This is a genomic window from Kitasatospora sp. NPDC089797 (assembly GCF_040684795.1).
Lineage (GTDB): Bacteria > Actinomycetota > Actinomycetes > Streptomycetales > Streptomycetaceae > Kitasatospora.
In genome coordinates, this window is sequence record NZ_JBFBGS010000005.1 from 75,491 (window position 1) to 95,292 (window position 19,802).

Below are 19,802 nucleotides of genomic sequence, written 5' to 3' on the forward strand. Positions count from 1 at the left end.
AACTCACCCCGTTCTGTTGAGCACGACGGCGGACTGGAATCCGCCGAATCCGCTGCCGACCGAGAGGATGTGGCTCAGCGGCAGCTCGCGCGCGGTGCGCGGCACGTAGTCGAGGTCGCACTCCGGGTCGGGAGTCTCGTAGTTGGCGGTCGGCGGCACCACGCCGTGGGCCAGCGCCAGGGTGCAGGCGACCACCTCGATCGCGCCGATCGCGCCGAGCGAGTGCCCGACCATCGACTTGATCGAGCTCATCGGCGTCCCGAAGGCGTGGCTGCCGAGGGAGCGCTTGACCGCCGCGGTCTCGTGCCGGTCGTTCTGCTTGGTGCCCGAGCCGTGCGCGTTGACGTAGTCGACGTCGGTGCGGTCGACCCGGGCGTGGTCGAGCGCGTGGTCGATCGCCCGGGACATCTCCAGCCCCTCCTTGGTGAGGCCGGTCATGTGGTAGGCGTTGCCGAAGGTCGCGAAGCCGCCGACCTCCCCGTAGATCCGGGCGCCGCGGCGGCGGGCGTGCTCCAGCTCCTCCAGCACCAGGACGGCGCCGCCCTCGCCGAGGACGAAGCCGTCCCGGTGGGCGTCGAAGGGGCGGGAGGCGTGCGCCGGGTCGTCGTTGCGTTCGCTGGTGGCCTTGATGGCGTCGAAGCAGGCGACGGTGATCGGCGAGATCGGGGAGTCGGAGGCGCCGGCGACGCAGATGTCGGCGCGCCCCTCCTCGACGGCCTGGAAGCCGTAGCCGATCGCGTCCAGCCCGGAGGTGCAGCCGGTGGAGACGGTCTGCACCGGGCCGTGCGCGCCGACCCGCTCGGCCACCGCGGAGGCCAGCGTGCTGGGGGCGAAGGCCCGGTGCAGCTGCGGTTCGGCGTGCCGGTGGTCCACGTCCCAGCGGGCGCCGGTGGCGCTGACCAGGGCGTAGTCGTGCTCCAGCCGGGTGGTGCCGCCGACGGCGGTGCCGAGCGAGACGGCGATCCGCCACGGGTCCTCGGCGGCCAGGTCGAGCCCGGCGTCGGCGACCGCCTCGGCGGCCGCGACCATCGCGAACTGCACGTAGCGGTCGGCCCGTTGGACCTCGTCGGGGGTCAGCCCGTGGGCCTCCGGGTCGAAGTCGCACTCGGCCGCGATCCGGGAGCGGAACCCGGCCGGGTCGAAGAGCGTGATGCCCCGGGTGGCGGTGCGGCCGGCCGTCAGGAGGTCCCAGAAGGCCGGGATGCCGATCCCTCCGGGTGCGACCACACCGATCCCCGTGACGGCGACGCGCCGCGTCACGAGCCCACCTTGGCGGGTTCCGGCGGGCCGGCCGCCGCCGTGCCCTCGGTGCTGACGTGGCCGAGGTCGGGGCGCGGGGCGAGCGGGCCGCAGTGGAAGACCATCCGGGCCTCGGTGTCGCCGACGTTGCGGAACCGGTGCCGCATGTTGATCGGGATCATCAGCCCCTGGTTCGGCTTGAGCGGCCGGCTGTGCCCGTCCAGGTCCACCTCCAGGTCCCCGGAGATGACGAACACGAACTCCTCGGAGTACGGGTGGTAGTGCTCGTTGATCCGCTCACCGGGCTTGACGATCGCCAGGCCCATGAAGCCGCTGGTCGCCCCGCAGCTGGGCGGGGTGAGCATGGTGCGCAGCTCGGCGCCGTGGCGGCGGTTCTCCGGGGCGTCGTCGACGCCGATGATCGGCGGTAGTTGCGTGGTCATGATGGCTTTCCTCCAACGGAATTGACGACGCGTCAGGCTTCCAGCGAGCTGCGGTCGGTGACCGGGCTCATGGCGCGGGCGGCGAGCAGGGCGCTGAGGCCGGCGACGGTGCGCAGGTCGCCGGTCGGGCCGAGGTCCAGCAGCCCGGCCAGTTCGGCGGCCTCCTGGTCGCCCGCCACGCCGAGTGCGGCGGCCGGCTCGGCCTCGGCCGGTACGCGCAGGTCGACCAGGCGCACCACGGTGTCCTCGCGCTGGAAGACGGTGGCCGCCGCGACCGGGCCGGTCGGGTCGGCGGTGGCGAGGTTGTCGTGGTCGAAGAGCAGCTCGGCGACGGCCTGTCCCCGGCCCGGGCGGACCGGGTAGAGCACGGCGTGCCGGTGCAGCCGGCCGGAGGCGGCGGAGCTGGCGATCGCCTGGTGCCGGGCGGGCAGCGCGGCCTTGGCGAAGAAGGCGCGGGCGGACTGCGGGTCGCCCAGCTGCCGGGCCTCCTCCAGGTACGGGTTGAGCTCCTCCTCGACCGCCCGCACCTCGGGCTGCATGGCCACGTGGCGCAGCGCGTCGCCCAGGTTGCCGATCACCTCGACGGCCCGCACCACCCGGTTGCCGTGCATGAACAGCGAGGTGCGGTGCAGCCGGGTGTGCTCGTCCACCTCGGCCCGGGGGGAGGTGTAGCCGGACAGGATGCGGGCCACCTCGGCCTCGCTGCCGGGCTTGACCGTGAAGGTCAGCGCGTGGCGCACCACGCCGTCCGGGCCCGGCTCGGCCCGCGGCGGGCCGACGTGCCCGGCGGGCTCGCTGCGCGGCAGCCCGGGCGGGACCTCCATCGGGGCGCGGGTGCCGGTGGAGCCGGCCGCCGAGGTCTCGCGCAGGACGGCGTAGCGCAGCGAACGGAAGTTGTCGCTGACGCAGCCGTGCATCGGCTTGACCATCTCACGGTGGGCCGGGCTGTCCACCCACTGGAGGAAGGTCTCCTGGTCCTCCCACTCGCTGGTGATCAGCCACTGGCGGGGGTCGTTGATGGACTGGCACAGCTGGTCGCTGACGTGGCCGGGCACCGAGGCCACCTGGTGGCGCAGCTGCTCGTAGACATCGAGGAAACGCTGCTGGGCGCCGTCCTGGATCTCCAGCATCAGCACCACCCTCAGCCGGGTGTCGGAGTCTTCGTGCTGCTTCGGCTGCGGTTCGGACAGAGTTGTCATGATCCACTTTCTGCTCTCGGCCGCACGCGGCGGGCCGTGTCGGCCGCGTCCGGAGGTGCTCCCGGCCTGGGTTCTCGGTCTGGAGGGGGAGGTGCGGTGCGGTCGGCCCGGGCGGTCGGCGCCAGGCCTGAGGTCGATCGTGAGCGGCCGCCCGGGCGCGGCGCGAGATTTGCGGGCCATCCGGGCGAAGGGGCGGCACAGCGGCCCCCGGGCGGGGGATGGAAGAGCGGGGCCCCCGGTCGAGCGGGCCCGTCGGATGCGGCACCAGGCCCAGTCGCCGGGCCGCGGAATTCCCTTGAATCCCCTTACAGGGTGGAGCAATTGATGAATCCGAAGGTTGACGACCGGGTGCCGGTCCTGATCGTGGGCGGCTCCCTGGTCGGGCTGTCGGCCGCGCTGTTCCTCGGGCGGCTGGGTGTCCGCCACCTGCTGGTCGAGAAGCACGCGGACACCTCGCATCACCCGCGTGGGCGAGGCAACAACGTCCGCACGATGGAGCTGTACCGGGTGGCCGGGATCGAGCCGGCGATCCGCGAGGCGGCCTCGGTGCTCGCCCCGAACCACGGCATCCTGCAGACCCCCGCGCTGACCGGCGAGGAGCAGGAGTGGCTGTTCCGGGAGATCGACCCGGGCGGGAAGCTCGCCCGGTTCAGCCCCAGCTCGTGGTGCCTGTGCAGCCAGAACGACCTGGAGCCGGTGCTGCTGCGGGCGGCCCGCGAGCTCGGCGGCGACCTGCGGTTCAGCACCGAGCTGGTCTCGTTCGAGCAGGACGCGGACGGCGTCACCTCGCTGCTGCGCAGCCGGGAGACCGGTGAGCAGCGGGTGGTGCGCTCGGAGTACCTGATCGCCGCGGACGGCCCGCGCAGCCCGGCCCGGACCCGGCTCGGCATCGGCCAGACCGGCAAGGGCGAGCTGTTCCACAACGTCAGCATCACCTTCCGCGCCAAGCGGCTGGCCGACGTGGTCGGTGACCGGCACTTCATCGCCTGCTACCTGACCAACCCGGAGGCGGACGGCGCGCTGCTGCCGGTGGACAACCAGTCCGAGTGGGTCTTCCACGCGCCCTGGCACCCGGAGCACGGCGAGCCGCTGGAGGCGTTCACCGACGAGCGCTGCGAGCGGCACATCCGCACCGCCGTCGGCCTGCCCGACCTGGACGTGGAGGTGACCGGCAGGGCGCCCTGGCACGCCGCCGAACGGGTCGCCGAGCGGTACGGCGCCGGGCGGGTCTTCCTCGCCGGGGACTCCGCCCACGAGATGTCCCCGACCGGCGCCTTCGGGTCCAACACCGGCATCCAGGACGCCCACAACCTGGCCTGGAAGCTGGCCGCCGTGCTGTGCGGCTGGGCCGGGCCCGGGCTGCTGGAGACGTACGGGCAGGAGCGCCGTCCGGTCGCCGAGGTCACCAGCGCGCGCGCCTCGGCGCGTTCCGCCGAGCACAGCCACCCGGGCTACGCGGTGGTGCCGGGCGTCGGCCGGCAGGCCGGGGTGCTGGCGGTGGCGCTCGGCTACCGCTACCCGCGCGGCGCGGTGCTCGGCGCGGACCCGGACGGCGCGGTGGTGCCGGAGAAGTTCGCCTCCTCGGGCGAGCCGGGCAGCCGGGCCCCGCACCAGTGGCTGCTCTGCGCCGGCGTGCGGCTGTCCACCCTGGACCTGTACGAGCAGGCGATGGTGCTGCTCACCGACCCCGAGGGCACGGCCTGGCAGCAGGGCGCCCGGCGGGCGGCCGACCGGCTGGCCGTCCCGTTGGACGCCTACCGGATCGGCGACGGCGCCGAGGACGACCTGGCGCCGGAGCCGGGCACGGACTTCGCCGAGCTGCACGGCGTCGGCCCGGGCGGTGCGGTGCTGGTGCGCCCGGACGGCTTCGTCGCCTGGCGCTCGCCGGGCCCGGTCGCCGACCCGGAGGCCGCGGTGGAGGCCGCGCTGCGGGCGGTGCTGGACCTGTAGGACGACGCGGACGGGCCCGCCGGTCGAGTGTGCGACCGGCGGGCCCGTCCGTGCGGCCGACGGGGATCAGTGGCCGCCCGCGTCGACCACCTCGACGTCGGCGACCTCCCGTTCGATCTCCTCGGCCGGCAGCGCGACCCGGATCGCCCAGAAGTAGACGGCCAGCGAGAACACCGAGACGATCGCCATGTCGTACCACATCGGGATCCGGCCGGTGCCGTCGCCGAAGCCGCCCTGCCAGGAGACCAGCCCGAGGCCGAGCAGGTAGACCGGCAGCCACTGGGCGGCCTTCCAGTTGAGCCGCGGCGCGTTCGGCAGGCGCTTCCTGATCGCGTACGCCGCGTAGCCGCCGAGCAGCAGGTAGCCGAGCACGATCGCGATGCCCAGCCGGGACAGGGTCTGCCAGCCGGCCCAGTAGATGATCAGGCTGGCGACCACGAAGGAGGCCGGGGAGATCACGCCGCCCAGCGGCAGCCGGTAGGAGCGCTCGCGGTCGGGCAGCCGGCGGCGCAGGGCGCCGAAGGCGAGCGGGGCGCCGGCGTACATCAGCACGCTGGCCGAGGTGATGAAGCCGACCAACTGCTGCCAGCTGGGGAAGGGCAGGAAGCAGACCACGCCGGTCACGAAGGAGACGATCAGGCCGAACCAGGGCACGCCGTTGCGGTCCAGCCGCTCGAACTTCTGCGGGGCGTAGCCGTTGCGGCTCAGGCCGTAGGAGATCCGCGAGGTGGAGGTGGTGTAGATCAGACCGGTGCCGGCGGGGGAGATCACCGCGTCGACCTTCAGCACGTAGGACAGCCAGCCGAGGCCGACCAGGGTGGCCAGGCCGGCGAACGGCCCGTCGATGCCGGGGAAGTCGAGCTTCGCCCAGCCCCCGGCGAAGGCGCCGACCGGCAGCGCGCCGATGAAGACGACCTGGAGCAGGGTGTAGATCAGGGTGCCGATGGCGACCGAGCCGAGGACGGCGCGCGGGATGTCGCGCTTGGGATTGCGGCTCTCACCGGCGATCTGGATGGCCTGTTCGAATCCCAGCAGCGCGAAGATGATGCCGCTGGTGCTGATCGCGGCGAGCACGCCCTTGGCGCCGAAGGGCGCGAAGCCGTGCGAGGTGAAGTTGGAACCGTGGAAGTTGGTGAGCGCCAGCACGAAGATCGTGAACAGAGGGACGAAGATCTTCAGCCAGGTGGCGATGCTGTTGGTCCGGGCGAGGACCTTCACACCGAGGAAGTTGACCGCGACGAAAACCGCCATCAGCAGGGTGGCGACGATGAATCCGCTGGTGGTGAGGGTGCCGTTGGCGTTCTGCAGCCCGCCGGCCCAGGGCGCGTCCTTGGCGTAGCCGATCATGGCCTCGACCTCGATCGGTGCCACGGTGGCCGCCTGGAGCCAGGAGAACCAGCCGAAGGACATGCCGGCCAGGCCGCCGAACGCGTAGTGGGGGTAGCGCGCGGTGCCGCCCGAGACCGGGAAGAGCCCGCCGAGCTCGGCGTGCACGAGGGCGAGCAGCACGATCGCGACGGCGCCGATGCCCCAGGAGACGACCGCCGCCGGGCCGGCCGCGGTGACGGCGCTCTTGGCGCCGAAGAGCCAGCCGGAGCCGATGATCGAGCCGACCGAGGCCCACATGAGGCCGACGAGGCCGACGTGGCGCTTGAGCGACCGGTGGGTGGTCCCGCTGGGGTCCGTGCTCCGGCCGGGCGGCGACATCTGGTGGAGGGAAGCCATGGATGGTCTCTCTGTCTGTGGGGGCTCCGGGGTGGGCGGAGCGCGGAGAGTTGCCACACAGTAGGGCTATTCATAGACCTCTGCACAGATTCCATTGCTGAATGTTTACTTTCTTTGCCGGATATCCGTGCAGGTAGGGGGCGGTCTGTTCCTGGGTGTATTACGCGACCGGTGAGCCGGTCCAGTATTTGAGCACGAATTGAGCTCCGCGGTGGGATCCGGCATTGTGGAGCGCCCGCTGATTCATAGGAATGATCCGGCCCGCATAGCCATTCCGCGGGCCGGGCGGCGTAGGCTGGTCCGGTGCGTTTCGTGATCCTCCCGCCGCCGGTCCGCTAGCGGGCGGCCATCCGACCGACCCGGCCGAGCGGGAGAGCCCCTCGGTGCCGGGGCGATGACTGCCGCCCGCGTACCCCGCGGACCTGAACCGGCGATCATCGTGGAGCACCGACGCATGACCTCGTACACCACCGTGCCGTTCCGGCACGGCCTGTTGTCCATTTCCGCCGCCGCCGTCGCCTGGGGGGTGGGCGGAGCCGTGGCCGCGCTGCTGATGCGCACCAGCGGCCTCGGCCCGGTGGCCGTCTCCTGCTGGCGCTTCGGCGTCGCGGCGCTCTGTCTGGCGCTGCTGCCCTCGGGCGCCCCGCGTGCCTCGGGGCCTGCGGCGGCCTCCGGCGGGAAGCGCGGCGCCGCCGGGCTGACCGGCCTGGGGCTGGCCGTCAGCCAGTGCGCCTACTTCGGCTCCGTGCAGTGCGCGGGCCTGGGGCTGGGCACCCTGATCACGATCGGCGCCGGGCCGGTGCTCACCAGCCTGGGCGCCCACCGGCTGCTCGGTGAGCGCCTCACCGGGCGGGCGGCCGCCGCCGTGGCGCTGGCCCTCGGCGGGCTGGCGCTGCTGGTGGCCTCGCCGGCCGCCGGGCCGCGTCCGGCGCTGGGCATCGCCCTGGCGGTGGTCGCGGGCGCCGGCCAGAGCGGGCTGACCCTGTGGGCCCGGGGCGGCGGCTCGGCCCGGGCCAGCACCGGCGCGTTCACGACCGGGCTGCTCTGCCTGCTGCCGTTCGCGGCGCTCCAGGGCGTGCTGCCGAGCACCGGGCAGCCGGCGCTGACCGGGGGAGCGCTGCTGTTCCTCGGGACGGTGCCGACGCTGCTCGCCTACCGCTGGTACTTCAGCGGTCTGACGGCCGTACCGGGCACCACCGCCTCGGTGCTGGTGCTGCTGGAGCCGGCCACGGCGGCGGTGATCGGCGTGCTGTTCCTCGGCGAGCCGGTCACGGCCGGCCTGCTGGCCGGGTCGGTGCTGCTGCTGGCCGCGATCGCGGCGCTGGCCCGGGCGTGACCCGGCGCGCGGCGGCGTGCACCCGGGCGGGCGAGCTGTGGTCGCCGGGTGCGCGCCGCCGTGCTGTGGTGAGCCGCATGACGATCTCACGCGCGGCCCGGGTGGCCGTCACGACCGCGACCACCGCTCTCCTCGCCGTCGGCGCCGCCGCCCCCGCCACCGCGGCGGCGGGCGGACGGCGCGACGTCACCGCCGCCACCTGCCGGGCCGCGGGCGGCCACGTCGAGGGCAGCGGCTACTGCGTGGACGCGAGCGGCGAGGACGCCTGGGGCGCCGAGATCGACGGCCAGGCGGTCAACCCGAACCCGCGCCCCGGTTTCGAGTGAGGCGCGGCCCGGGCCCGCGCCGCGGCCGGTTCACGGCACCGGCCGCAGGGTGACCGGCGCCGGGGTGAGCGCCCGCAGCACCAGGTCGATCCGGACCTTGGCGGCGCCGGCCCGGTGCAGGGCGGCCGAGACCTCCCGCAGCTCCTCCGGGCCGGTACAGGCGAGGCGGAGCTCCAGGTCGGCGTCCCCGGCGAGGGCGAGGCCGCTCTGGACGGCGGGGAACTCCGCCGCCAGCCGGTCGAAGTCGAGCGGGACCGGCCCGTGGCTGATCCGGGCGATCGCGTGCAGCGCCCGGGCCTGCCCGGGGTGTCCCGGAGCGGGTTCGAGCCCGTCCGGGACGAGGCGGAGCGGGGCCGTCACCGGTGCTGGAGGCTGGCGGTCGGGGTCGGGGAGGCGGCCGCGCCGACCGGCGGCGCGACGAGGCGCGGGTCGAGCACCAGGGTGTCGACGCCGAGCGGGCTGATGAGGGTGCGCAGGGCGGCCTCGCCGAGCTCGGTGTAGGCCTGCTCCGGCCCCAGGAGGGCGGTGAGGCCCTCGGGGCTGGAGAACCCGATCGCGCAGCGGCGGCCGTCGCGCATGCGGAAGAGACGGAGGGCGGTGGTGCTTCCGGTGCCGGTGGTGGTCACCGGTACGTGCCAGACGACGCAGGCCATGCGGATGCTCCCGGGTAGGGGTGGTGGTGTGGCTGCCGGAACTGCTTCTCCGACGCTAGGTCGGCTCGTGCCGGGCGTCGCCGGTCCTGACGCAGCGTTGACCGAATGGGGTGGTGCGTTGACGCACTCCTGACACCCGACTCACCCGATTGGACTACACCAGTTCCGCGCGGGCCCGAACTCGGCCCGAACGGGGTCGTACAACCGGCCCAACCCCGCCCGTCCCGTACGGCCCGGGGGCGCTCCGCTTGCCGCGCTGCGCGCTCCGGACCACGGTGGATCCGTCCCCGGCGGCGCGCCGCGCGGGCCCCCGGATCGGACCGGCGCACGCTCCGGGGCGGGGGGAGGTGGAGCGAGGGGCCCGGGACGAGATATCTTGACGTCAAGACGTTGGAGACGTGAAGCGGAGTACCGATGACTGACTCGACCATCATCTATACGCACACCGACGAGGCTCCGGCCCTGGCGACCTACTCGTTCCTGCCGGTGGTCCAGGCGTACGCCTCGACGGCGGGTGTACGGGTGGAGACCCGTGACATCTCCCTGGCCGGGCGGATCATCGCCAGCTTCCCGGAGCGTCTGACCGAGGCCCAGCGGATCGGTGACGCCCTGGCCGAGCTGGGTGAGCTGGCCAAGACCCCGGACGCCAACATCATCAAGCTGCCGAACATCTCGGCCTCGGTGCCGCAGCTGAAGGCGGCCGTCGCGGAGCTCCAGGCCCAGGGCTACGCCCTGCCGGACTACCCGGACGACCCGCGGACCGCCGAGGACGAGGACGTCCGCGCCCGCTACGACAAGATCAAGGGCAGCGCCGTCAACCCGGTCCTGCGCGAGGGCAACTCGGACCGCCGCGCCCCGCAGTCGGTCAAGAACTACGCCAAGACCCACCCGCACCGGATGGGCGCCTGGACCGCCGAGTCCAGGACCAACGTCGCCACCATGGGCGAGAACGACTTCCGCTCCACCGAGAAGTCCGCGGTGATCGCCGCCGACGGCGCCCTGCGCATCGAGCTGGTCGGCCAGGACGGCGCCACCACCGTGCTGCGCGAGAAGGTGCCGGTGCTGGCGGGCGAGGTCGTCGACGCCTCGGTGATGCGCGCCGCCGCCCTGAACGACTTCCTGGCCGCCCAGGTCGCCAAGGCCAAGGCCGACGGCGTGCTGTTCTCGGTGCACCTCAAGGCCACCATGATGAAGGTCTCCGACCCGATCGTCTTCGGCCACGTGGTCCGCGCCTTCTTCCCGAAGACCTTCGCCCAGTACGGCGAGGCGCTGGTCGCCGCCGGCCTGAACCCGAACAACGGCCTCGGCGGCATCCTGGCCGGCCTGGACGCCCTGGAGAACGGCGCCGAGATCAAGGCCTCCTTCGAGGCCGAGCTGGCCGACGGCCCGGCCCTGGCCATGGTCGACTCGGACAAGGGCATCACCAACCTGCACGTGCCGAGCGACGTCATCGTCGACGCCTCGATGCCGGCCATGATCCGCACCTCCGGCCACATGTGGGGCCCGGACGGCCAGGAGGCCGACACCCTCGCCGTGCTGCCGGACAGCAGCTACTCCGGCGTGTACCAGGCCGTCATCGACGACTGCCGCGCCCACGGCGCCCTGGACCCGGCCACCATCGGCTCGGTCCCGAACGTCGGCCTGATGGCCCAGAAGGCCGAGGAGTACGGCTCCCACGACAAGACCTTCGAGATCGCCGAGGCCGGCACCGTCCGCCTGGTCGACGCCGAGGGCAACGTGGTGCTGGAGCAGGCCGTCCAGCCGGGCGACATCTTCCGCGCCTGCCAGACCAAGGACCTGCCGATCCAGGACTGGGTCAAGCTGGCCGTCACCCGCGCCCGCGCCACCGGCGACCCGGCCGTGTTCTGGCTGGACGCCGACCGCGCCCACGACGCCGTGCTGATCGAGAAGGTCAAGGCGTACCTGCCGCAGCACGACACCACCGGTCTGCGGATCGAGATCATGTCCCCGGTCGAGGCCACCACGTTCTCGCTGGAGCGCATCCGCCGCGGCGAGAACACCATCTCGGTCACCGGCAACGTGCTGCGCGACTACCTGACCGACCTGTTCCCGATCCTGGAGCTGGGCACCAGCGCCAAGATGCTGTCGGTCGTCCCGCTGATGGCGGGCGGCGGCCTGTTCGAGACCGGCGCCGGCGGCTCCGCCCCGAAGCACGTCCAGCAGCTGGTCAAGGAGAACTACCTGCGCTGGGACAGCCTGGGCGAGTTCTTCGCGCTGGCCGCCAGCTTCGAGCACCTGGCCGGCTCCACCGGCAACGCCCGCGCCCAGGTGCTGGCCGACACCCTGGACCGCGCCACCGGCACCTTCCTCAACGAGGACAAGTCGCCGAGCCGCCGCCTCGGCGGCATCGACAACCGCGGCAGCCACTTCTACCTGGCCATGTACTGGGCCCAGGAGCTGGCCAAGCAGACCGCCGACGCCGAGCTGGCCCAGGCCTTCGACGGTCTGGCCAAGGCGCTCACCGAGCAGGAGAAGGCCATCGTGGACGAGCTGAACGCCGTCCAGGGCTCGGCCGTCGACCTCGGTGGCTACTACCAGCCCGACCCGGCCAAGGCCGCGGCCGTGATGCGCCCGTCCAAGACCTTCAACGAGGCGCTCGCCAACCTCGGCTGATCCCCGAGGGCCGAAGCACCGGGAGGCCCCCGGGTCCGTCACCGACGGACCCGGGGGCCTCCCCGCGTGTCGGGCCGGTCAGACGAGCCCCAGCACCACCCCGGTGCCGGTCAGCAGCAGCAGGGCGGCGCCGTTGGCGCGGGGCAGGGCGAGGGCCGTGCCGACCGCCTCGCGCAGCAGCTGGTACGGGCCGTGCGCGAGCGGTCCGTCCGCGCCGAGCACCCGGGCGGGGGCGCCGGCCCGGTGGGCGGCCAGGGCGGAGCGGACGGTGTGGAAGCCGCTGGTGACCACGGTGCAGCGGTAGCCGGGGCGCTCGGCGGCCATCAGCGCGGCGCTGAACCGCAGGTTCTCGGCGGTGTTCACGGCCCGCTCCTCGCGCCGGATCCGCTCGGCCGGGACGCCCCGGGCGAGCAGGTAGCGGGCCATCGCGCCGGCCTCGGTGCAGTCCTCGTGCGGGCCCTTGCCGCCGGTCACCAGGAGCAGCGGGGCGTGCCCGGCAGCCTCCTCCGCGGCGAAGCGCTCCAGCGCGGCGTCCAGCCGGGCCCGGAGGGTGGGCGCGGGCTCGCAGCCGTCCAGCGCGGCGCCCAGCACCACCAGGTAGTCGGCCCCGGCGGGCACCGGCCGGCGGCGCTGGCGCAGCGCGCAGCCGAGGAAGCCGAGCAGCCAGAGCAGGACGTACCCGCCGAGCAGGACGGCGAGGAGGAACAGGGCGTGCATACCCCTCGAACGCGTCCGGCCGGAGCACTGTTCCGGAGCGGCCCGAACATGACGGAGCCCACGTCCCCGGGGTGGGGACGTGGGCTCCGTCGGCTTCCCGGCGGCCGGGTCAGCCGGCTTCGGCGGCCGGGGCGGCGGGGGGCGTGGGCGTCGCGGGGGCGGCGGCCGGGCGCGGGCCCTTCTTGTGCAGCGAGGCCAGGTAGGCGTTGTACGCCTCCAGCTCCGCGTCGCCGCTGCGCTCCTCGGCGCGGTCCCGGCGGCGGGCGTGTCGCTGCTCGGAGCCCATCCACTGGTAGACCAGGGCGATCAGCACGATCGCGGTCGGGATCTCGCCGAACGCCCAGGTGATGCCGCCGGCGAGTTTCTGGTCCTCCAGGAGGTCCGTCCCGGGCGGTGCGCCCTGGAGGGTGAAGGTGGTCACCAGCGGGTGGCTGGCCATCATCACCGCCACGCCGAAGAAGGCGTGGAACGGCATCCCCATGAACAGCTCGATGATCCGCATCACGTGCCCGGGGCGGTGCGGGCCCGGGTCGACGCCCATGATCGGCCAGAAGAAGGTCAGGCCGGTCATGAGGAAGTGGACCATCATGAAGATGTGCCCGAGCCGGTACTGCATCAGGAAGTCGAACGCCGGGGTGAAGTAGACCCCGTACAGGCTCGCGATGAACATCGGGATGGTGAAGGCCGGGTGCGAGATCACCCGGACGTACCGGCTGTGCAGCAGCGCCACCAGCAGCTCGCGCGGCCCGCGGGGCCGGCCCTTGCCGGCCGGGCGCAGGGCGCGCAGCGCGAGCGTGATCGGGGCGCCGAGCAGCAGCAGGATCGGCGTCAGCATGGACAGCACCATGTGCTGGATCATGTGCGCGCTGAACAGCACCATGCCGTAGCCGTTCAGCCCGGTGCAGGTCACCAGCAGCATGCTGGCGACGCCCGCGACCCAGCCGACCACCCGGCCGATCGGCCAGCGGTCCCCGCGCCGGTACAGCCGGACCACACCGGTCAGGTACAGCGCGAGCGCGACCAGGCCGCCCAGCAGGAACACCCAGTCGGGGGACCACGTCCACACGTTGGAGAGGGTGAACGGGCCTAGCTGGGTCATCCCGCCGTGGTGGTGCATTCCTGACATTCCGTCGCCCATCGGCGGGTCCCGCTTCCGTCCTCGTGGTCCCCGCTGGGGGTCCGGTTCGCCCGTTTTGCTTGGCATACAGCCTAGGCGGGCCTTACCTGGGACCTACCGCCGCCCCCTCCGTACGGGTGGCTGCCGGGCGGGCGGCGCGCTCGCTAGACTGACCGGCCGGTCGGCAGGGAGGAGCCAGTCATGGCGGCGTCGCGGCGGCCCGACGCACGGACCGCGGTCGCCCTCACCGGGGCGACCGGCTTCATCGGCTCGGCCGTCCGGGCGGACCTCGCGGCGCGCGGCGTCCCGCTGCGGGCCCTCGTGCGCGGGGAGCCCGTCGCCGACGGGCACACCGACTGGGTGTCCGGCGACCTCGCCGACCCGGCCGCCCTGGCCGGGCTCTGCGACGGCGCCGCCGTACTGATGCACCTCGCCTCCCGGGTCGGCGGCGACGCCGAGGAGTGTGCGGCGGTGAACGACCGGGGCACGGCGGCGCTGATGGCGGCGGCCGACCGGGCCGGGATCCGGCGGATCGTCCACCTGTCCACCACCGCGGTGTACGGCGAGGGCCCGCACACGGACCTCGGCGTCGACGGGGTGCCTACCGCGCCGCGGTCCGCCACCAGCCGCACCCGGCTGCTCGGCGAGCGTCACGCCCTCGCGGCCGGCGCCGTGGTGCTGCGCCCCGCGCTGGTCACCGGCACCGGCGACCGCTGGGTGGTCCCGGCCCTTGCCGAGCTCGCCCGTCGGGTCCCCGGCCGGTGGGCCGGCGGCGACGCCCGGCTCTCCCTGGTCGACCGGACGGACCTGGCCCGGCTGGTCACCGCGCTCGCCCTGGCCGCGACGCCGCCGCCGGCGGGCGTCCGGCACGCCTGCCACCCCGTCCCGGTCCGCGGCGCCGACCTGATCGCCGCCCTCGCCGGGCTCGGGCTGCTGCCCGCCCCGGACGGGCCCGCGCTGCCCTGGGAGGAGTGCCGCCGACGGCTGGCGGCCACGCCGGGGCGGGTCTCCGAGCACCAGTTCCGGATGGTCGTCGGCGACCACTGGTACCGCAGCGACGAGGTGTGGCGGCTGGCCGACTGCCCGCCCGGCCCGGGGCCGCTGGCCCGGCTCGCGGGGGCGGCGCCCTGGTACCGGGCGGTGCTGGGGATCGAGGGCCGGGGCGGCGCAGGGGCCTGAGGACCCGGGCGGGCGGGGCGGGGGCGGCCCCGGGCCAGGGCGGGGCGGAGGATACCCGGCGCCGGTGAACGGGGGGAGCGGGCGGTGGCGCGGATTCCCCGCCGCCGTCCGCCGGGGTAAGTGATCATGTCGCGATCTTGGTAGCGTCGGCCGTCGTGCCGCCCAACTGCGGCGCAGCACCGTCGACATGAGAGAGCATCACATGGCCCCCAGGACCATCCGTCGAGCCGTCATCCCCGCCGCCGGACTCGGCTCCCGCCTGCTGCCGCTGACCAAGGCCACCCCGAAGGAGATGCTGCCGGTCGGCGACAAGCCGGTGATCGAGCACACCGTGCGCGAGCTGATCGAGAGCGGCATCACCGACATCACCATCGTCGTCAACGGCGACAAGGGCCTGATCCAGGAGCACTTCCGCCCCAACCCGGTGCTGGTCGAGCAGCTGCGCCGGGACGGCAAGGCGGCGTTCGCGGACGCCGTCGAGGAGGTCGGGGAGCTGTCCCGCAAGGGGCACATCAGCTACCTGTACCAGCACGGCCCGTACGGCAACGGCACCCCGGTGCTCAACGCCGCCCGGCACTTCGGGGACGAGCCCTGCCTGGTGCTCTGGCCGGACGACGTGTTCGTCGCCGACGTGCCCCGGGCGCAGCAGCTGATCCGGGCGTTCGAGCAGACCAACGCGCCGGTGCTCGCGCTGATGCCGATGGCCCCCGAGGACTCGTACCGCTACGGCGTGCCGGTGGTGAAGGAGGACCTCGGCGGCGGTTCGCTGCGGATCACCGGCCTGGTCGAGAAGCCCAAGCCGGCCGACGCCCCTTCCGCGTACGCGGCCATCGGCGGGTACGTCATCACCCCCGGCATCGTCGACGAACTGCGGGAACTCACCCGCCGGTGGCACGAGAAGCCGGAGGACGAGGTCTACCTGACCGACGCGATCAACGCCTACGCGGCCCGGCGGGCGGTCTACGGGCAGGTCATCGCCGGCACCTGGTACGACACCGGCAACCCCGCCGCCTACCTGCGGGCGCAGTTCGCCGCCGCGCTGGCGAACCCGGAGTACGGGCCCGAGCTGTGCCGGCTGGCCGCGGAGCTCGCACCCGGGGAGTGAGCGCGGCCGGGGGCGCTGCGGTGTGACGGCGTCGTGACGTGACCGCGGTGTGACGCGGCGGTGCCGTTGCGGGGCGCCGCCACCGCGGGCCGTGGGTCGGTCAGCTCCGGTCGTGGTCCCCGGTCGCGCCGTCGGTGAGCTCGCGCAGGATGTCCAGGTGGCCGGCGTGCCGGGCGGTCTCGGTGGTCATGTGGATGAGCACCCAGCGCAGCGAGACCGTCCGGCCCGACCACGAGGTGCCGGTGTCGTCCAGGTCGAGTTCCGCGATCACCTCGTCGCAGGCGGCCCTGGCACGGGCGTAGAAGGCCAGCACCTCCGCCGTCGACTCGTGCGGCTCGATCCGCAGGTCGGAGCCGTCGTCGGCGTCGACGTCGAACGGCAGCGGCCCCGTCGCCCGGCCGAAGGTCTGGCGGAACCAACCGAGTTCGGCGCCGCCGAGGTGCTTGACCAGGCCCAGCAGGTTCGTCCCGGAGGGCGTCAGGGGCCGGCGCAGCTGCTCGTCGTCCAGGCCGCGGACCTTCCACAGCACCGCGTCGCGGTGCCGGTCGAGGGCCGCGTGCAGGCTTTCCTTCTCGCCGCCGGTGAACGGCACGATCGTGACCATGCGCGGGACGGTAGCAGAGCCGGCCGGGCCGTCCGCCGGGAGGCCTCGCCCGCCGTCGGCGTCCGGATCCGGCCGTTCGTCCGCCGGTGACGGGCGGGGCCCGCCGGAACCGCCGGGCCCCGGCTGCCCACGAGCGGCTCAGCGGCACCAGGGGGCCGGGTCCGGCCCGGGCGGTGGCGGCGGGCCCGGCGGGGCCCCGGCCGGGCCCCGGGTGAGCTGGGGTTGTCGGGGGCGGAGGGCGGCGCTCCCCGGCGGCGGGCCCCCGCGCCGGGGCCCGTCCCGCCCGCCCCGGCGGAGCGACCAGAAATGGCCTGCCCCCGTCAACGGCTCCCGGGGCACCATGGTCGTGAGCGAACCGCCGTGCCTCCGGGTCCCGCAGTGCCGATGCGCGGGGCCGGCTCCCGGTTGCCCCGTGGAGGGGTAGTGGAGGGGGAGGCGGCGGACACCGCGTCAGCGTGCGCGGGTGAGCGGCGACTCCAGTGAACAGTGGACCGACCGGTCCGGCGGTGGTCGACAGACCCCGCCAGGGCCGTCGGGTCCGGCACGCCCGGCCGCGCCCCGGCACTCCCATCCGCCGTGCACATCCTGCCCAGACAGGGAGCAGCAGCGACATGACCGCCACCACCGACACCGCCATGCGCGAGCGGGTCACCGCCCTGATGGACGACCTGGCCAACCATCGGGTCTACGGCAACGAGTACTTCCGGATCCTGCGCGACGACCCGTGGACCGGCCCGGTCTACGACTTCCACCGGGCCAACTTCTTCCACCGCACCGAGGGCACCGTCAAGGGCATCGCCCACGTCTGCGCCCAGGCGGCGGCCCACGACGACCGCGACACGCTCGTGCTGTTCTCCCACATCCTCAACGAGGAGACCGGTGACGGCCGGGCCGAGCACTGCCACGAGGTGCTCATGGAGCACGCCCACAACCACTACGGGGAGGCCGAGTTCGGCCTCACCCCGCTGACCGTGCGGGAGTCCCGCGAGAGCGAGCTGGTCATCCCCGAGACCGTCGAGTACCGGGACCGCACCCTCGACCTCCTGACCGCCAACTACCACCGCATGCTGGGCGTCGCGATGGCCCTGGAGTCCCACGCCGACCCGATGCTCCAGACCTGCCGCACGGCCTTCCGCAAGGCCCGCAAGAACCTGCCCGAGAAGGCGTTCGTGGACACCGTGGAGGTCTACTTCAACGTCCACGTCGGCGACGAGGGCGTCGAGGAGCGCCACGCGGCGGACGCGCGGCAGTGCGTGGTGAACAACTGCCGCACCGACGCCGACCTGGCGGAGGTCACGCTCGGCGCCCAGCAGACGCTGGACATCCAGCTGACCATGTGGACCGCGATGGCCAAGGCCGTGGCGGCGCGGTGACGGCCGGAGCAGGAGAGGCGGACCCGGGAACCGTGCAGAAGAACCGCGGCATCGCCGACGCCGTCCTGAACCTCCCCGACTCGGTCACCCACGGCACGGCCGCGAAGCTCGCCGAGCTCAACCGCGGCCGTCCCGCCGGGCAGCAGATCATCGACCTCAGCATCGGGGCGCTGGACACCCCCGCCGACACCCGGATCGATGACGGGCTGGTGGAGTTCATCCGGAACAGCCCGGAACTGGCGCACGCCTTCGCGCCGGTCCGCGGGTTCCGCTTCCTCCGGGAGTCGATCGCCGCGCGGGCGCGGCGGCTGCACGGCGTCGACTACGACCCGGACACCGAGATCCTGGTCACCCCCGGCGGGGTCAAGGGCGCGATCTCGGTGGTCTTCCACGCCCTGCTGAACCCGGGCGACGAGGTCGTCATCCCGGTGCCCAACTGGCCGCACTACGCCGACATGGTGCGGCTGCACGGGGCCACCGCGCGTACCGTGCCGACCGACGCGGCCAGCGGGCTGACCGCGCCGGCGCTGGCCGGGGCGCTCGGCCCGGACACCAAGATCGCCATCCTGGGCGACTGCATCAACCCCACCGGCAAGGTCTACTCCACTGCCGAACTGACCGTGCTGGCCGAGGTAGTGGCCCGGCACAACAGCAGGCGGGAGGCCGACGGCCGGAGTCCCGTCCACGTGGTCTTCGACACCCCGTACGAGGCCCACATCCTCGGGCCCCGGGCCGCGACCTTCGCCGCGCTCGAACCCCGGCTGCCCGACGGCACCCCCGTACCGGTCAGGCCGTGGACCCTGCACGTCACCGGCCCGGGCAAGACCTACGGCATGCACGGCGACCGGATCGGCTACCTCTACGGCCCGCCGGACCTGGTCGACGCCGCCGCCCGGGCCCAGGTCAACCTCACCTCCTTCGCCTCCACCTACGGCCAGTTCGCCACCCACATCGCGCTGAGTCCCGACCTGGACGAGGTGCCCGTCGCCCGGGCCCGCTCGGCCCGGGCCAACCTGGAGACCGTCCTGGCGGACCTCCGCACCGTCCCGTCCCTGCGCATCGACCTCCCCCAGGGCGGCTACTTCCTGTTCGCCGACTTCTCGGCGCACGCCGACGCCTACCGGAAACTGGGCCACGCCACCGCCGAGCAGTTCCTGCTGGCCGAAGCCGGGGTCGCGACCCTCTGCGGCACCCACTTCACGGACGGGCACCCGCTGGACCACCACGTGCGGATCAACTGCGGCCGCTCGGGCGGTATTTTGGGCGAGGCGGCCCGGAGGATCCGGGCGGCGGTGGAGCGGCTGAACCCCTGACCCGGGGGTAGGAACCGGGTCGCGCACGACCCTGTTCCACGCACGGCCTGCTGGACGCACGACCCTGCCCCACGCACGGCCCGTTCCACGTACGACCCGTTCCACGCACGACCCTGTTCCACGCACGACCCGACGAGCGCCGGGAGGCGACCCACCGTGGACACCAGCGGCAACCACGTCCTGCGCCTCCCGCGCCGTCGGCCGGAACGGGACCCCGGATCCGCCGGCGGCACCGGCCCGCCCCCGCCCGCCCTCGGCTACCTGCCGCTGGCCGAGCGGCCGTTCCTCCGCCTGTCCCAACTCATCATCGGCCTGGCCCTGTTCGGCTTCAGCCTGGCGCTGATGGTCCGCACCTCACTGGGCGTCAACCCGTGGAGCGTGCTGTACGAAGGGCTGCACTACCACACGCCGTTGAGCTTCGGCATGATCAGCGCCGTCCTCGGCGTGCTCGTCCTCCTGCTCTGGATCCCGCTGCGACAGAAGCCCGCCCTCGGCACCGTCGCCAACATCGCCGTGGTCGGGGCCTCCTCCGACCTCGGCCTCGCACTCGTCCCCGACCACCTCGGCCTGCCCGTCCGGATCGCGCTGGTCGCCGTCTGCATCGTGCTCAACGGCCTGTCCGTCGCCGTCTACGTCGGCGCCCGCTTCGGCCCGGGCCCCCGGGACGGTCTGATGACCGGCATGGCGGAGGTGACCGGCCGGTCCATCCGCCTGGTCCGCACCCTGATCGAGCTCACCGTCCTCGGCATCGGCTGGCTCCTCGACGGCAGCGTCGGCGTGGGCACCGTGCTGTACGCCCTGCTGGTCGGCCCGGTCACCCAGTACTTCCTGCCCCGCTTCAGCTACCGGCCGGACACCACCGCGCCCGCCCGGTCGGCACGTTGACGCC

The 19,802-nt window shown here is 73.7% G+C and carries 18 protein-coding genes; 9 read left to right on the forward strand and 9 right to left on the reverse strand.

Annotation, left to right across the window (positions count from 1 at the left end; translation table 11 throughout):
- Positions 1 to 3: 3 nt before the first annotated feature.
- From AB0O91_RS05960 to AB0O91_RS05970, 3 genes are read right to left on the reverse strand one after another with little or no spacing between them, the layout of a single operon-like run.
- A complete protein-coding gene (locus AB0O91_RS05960) occupies positions 4 to 1,260 on the reverse strand; it encodes a beta-ketoacyl-[acyl-carrier-protein] synthase family protein (protein ID WP_363428322.1) in 1,257 nt (418 codons plus the stop codon).
- Complete coding sequence (locus AB0O91_RS05965; protein WP_363428324.1) at positions 1,257 to 1,682, reverse strand: cupin domain-containing protein; 426 nt, start codon at positions 1,680 to 1,682, stop codon at positions 1,257 to 1,259. Before AB0O91_RS05965 ends, AB0O91_RS05960 begins: the two co-directional genes overlap by 4 nt.
- Positions 1,683 to 1,714: 32 nt before the next feature.
- The gene (locus AB0O91_RS05970) at positions 1,715 to 2,881 is read right to left on the reverse strand and encodes a SchA/CurD-like domain-containing protein (protein WP_363428326.1); all 1,167 of its coding nucleotides are present in this window, start codon (positions 2,879 to 2,881) and stop codon (positions 1,715 to 1,717) included.
- Positions 2,882 to 3,205: 324 nt separating this feature from the next.
- Here AB0O91_RS05970 and AB0O91_RS05975 point away from each other — a divergent pair, with 324 nt between their 5' ends.
- Complete coding sequence (locus AB0O91_RS05975) at positions 3,206 to 4,831, forward strand: FAD-dependent monooxygenase (protein ID WP_363428328.1); 1,626 nt, start codon at positions 3,206 to 3,208, stop codon at positions 4,829 to 4,831.
- A 66-nt stretch (positions 4,832 to 4,897) separates the two neighbouring features.
- On the opposite strand, the gene AB0O91_RS05980 is transcribed toward AB0O91_RS05975, so the two are convergent.
- Positions 4,898 to 6,556 carry an APC family permease gene (locus tag AB0O91_RS05980; protein WP_363428330.1) on the reverse strand — a complete coding sequence of 553 codons (1,659 nt, stop codon included), beginning with the start codon at positions 6,554 to 6,556 and terminating at the stop codon, positions 4,898 to 4,900.
- A gap of 454 nt (positions 6,557 to 7,010) precedes the next feature.
- On the opposite strand from AB0O91_RS05980, the gene AB0O91_RS05985 reads away from it, so the two are divergent.
- Positions 7,011 to 7,892, forward strand: a complete 882-nt coding sequence (locus AB0O91_RS05985) for a DMT family transporter (protein ID WP_363428332.1) — start codon at positions 7,011 to 7,013, stop codon at positions 7,890 to 7,892.
- A 77-nt stretch (positions 7,893 to 7,969) separates the two neighbouring features.
- Entirely contained in the window at positions 7,970 to 8,218 is a 249-nt protein-coding gene (locus tag AB0O91_RS05990; protein ID WP_363428334.1) for a hypothetical protein, read from the forward strand.
- A gap of 30 nt (positions 8,219 to 8,248) precedes the next feature.
- Here AB0O91_RS05990 and AB0O91_RS05995 read toward each other — a convergent pair whose 3' ends face one another.
- Positions 8,249 to 8,578: a hypothetical protein gene (locus AB0O91_RS05995; protein WP_363428336.1), complete on the reverse strand. Its 330-nt coding sequence runs from the start codon at positions 8,576 to 8,578 to the stop codon at positions 8,249 to 8,251.
- On the reverse strand, positions 8,575 to 8,871 hold the full coding sequence (locus tag AB0O91_RS06000; protein ID WP_363428338.1) for an SAV_915 family protein: 297 nt from the start codon (positions 8,869 to 8,871) through the stop codon (positions 8,575 to 8,577). Before AB0O91_RS06000 ends, AB0O91_RS05995 begins: the two co-directional genes overlap by 4 nt.
- 414 nt (positions 8,872 to 9,285) lie before the next feature.
- Here AB0O91_RS06000 and AB0O91_RS06005 point away from each other — a divergent pair, with 414 nt between their 5' ends.
- Entirely contained in the window at positions 9,286 to 11,505 is a 2,220-nt protein-coding gene (locus AB0O91_RS06005; RefSeq protein WP_363428340.1) for an NADP-dependent isocitrate dehydrogenase, read from the forward strand.
- Between the two features lie 78 nt (positions 11,506 to 11,583).
- On the opposite strand, the gene AB0O91_RS06010 is transcribed toward AB0O91_RS06005, so the two are convergent.
- Both AB0O91_RS06010 and AB0O91_RS06015 read right to left on the reverse strand, forming a co-directional pair.
- Complete coding sequence (locus AB0O91_RS06010) at positions 11,584 to 12,222, reverse strand: YdcF family protein (protein ID WP_363428342.1); 639 nt, start codon at positions 12,220 to 12,222, stop codon at positions 11,584 to 11,586.
- 109 nt (positions 12,223 to 12,331) lie between these two features.
- The gene (locus AB0O91_RS06015) at positions 12,332 to 13,339 is read right to left on the reverse strand and encodes a cytochrome c oxidase assembly protein (protein ID WP_363428344.1); all 1,008 of its coding nucleotides are present in this window, start codon (positions 13,337 to 13,339) and stop codon (positions 12,332 to 12,334) included.
- A 201-nt stretch (positions 13,340 to 13,540) separates the two neighbouring features.
- On the opposite strand from AB0O91_RS06015, the gene AB0O91_RS06020 reads away from it, so the two are divergent.
- Both AB0O91_RS06020 and AB0O91_RS06025 read left to right on the forward strand, forming a co-directional pair.
- Entirely contained in the window at positions 13,541 to 14,518 is a 978-nt protein-coding gene (locus AB0O91_RS06020; protein WP_363428346.1) for an NAD(P)-dependent oxidoreductase, read from the forward strand.
- Positions 14,519 to 14,720: 202 nt separating this feature from the next.
- A complete protein-coding gene (locus tag AB0O91_RS06025) occupies positions 14,721 to 15,623 on the forward strand; it encodes a UTP--glucose-1-phosphate uridylyltransferase (RefSeq protein ID WP_363428581.1) in 903 nt (300 codons plus the stop codon).
- A gap of 100 nt (positions 15,624 to 15,723) precedes the next feature.
- On the opposite strand, the gene AB0O91_RS06030 is transcribed toward AB0O91_RS06025, so the two are convergent.
- Positions 15,724 to 16,227: a DinB family protein gene (locus AB0O91_RS06030; RefSeq protein ID WP_363428348.1), complete on the reverse strand. Its 504-nt coding sequence runs from the start codon at positions 16,225 to 16,227 to the stop codon at positions 15,724 to 15,726.
- 611 nt (positions 16,228 to 16,838) lie between these two features.
- Here AB0O91_RS06030 and AB0O91_RS06035 point away from each other — a divergent pair.
- The 3 genes from AB0O91_RS06035 to AB0O91_RS06045 all read left to right on the forward strand — a co-directional run bounded on the left by AB0O91_RS06035 (position 16,839) and on the right by AB0O91_RS06045 (position 19,798).
- On the forward strand, positions 16,839 to 17,600 hold the full coding sequence (locus AB0O91_RS06035) for an iron-containing redox enzyme family protein (RefSeq protein ID WP_363428350.1): 762 nt from the start codon (positions 16,839 to 16,841) through the stop codon (positions 17,598 to 17,600).
- A 32-nt stretch (positions 17,601 to 17,632) separates the two neighbouring features.
- Positions 17,633 to 18,913, forward strand: coding sequence for an aminotransferase class I/II-fold pyridoxal phosphate-dependent enzyme (locus AB0O91_RS06040; protein ID WP_363428352.1), 1,281 nt, complete (start codon positions 17,633 to 17,635; stop codon positions 18,911 to 18,913).
- Between the two features lie 156 nt (positions 18,914 to 19,069).
- The gene (locus AB0O91_RS06045; protein ID WP_363428354.1) at positions 19,070 to 19,798 is read left to right on the forward strand and encodes a hypothetical protein; all 729 of its coding nucleotides are present in this window, start codon (positions 19,070 to 19,072) and stop codon (positions 19,796 to 19,798) included.
- Positions 19,799 to 19,802: the final 4 nt, after the last annotated feature.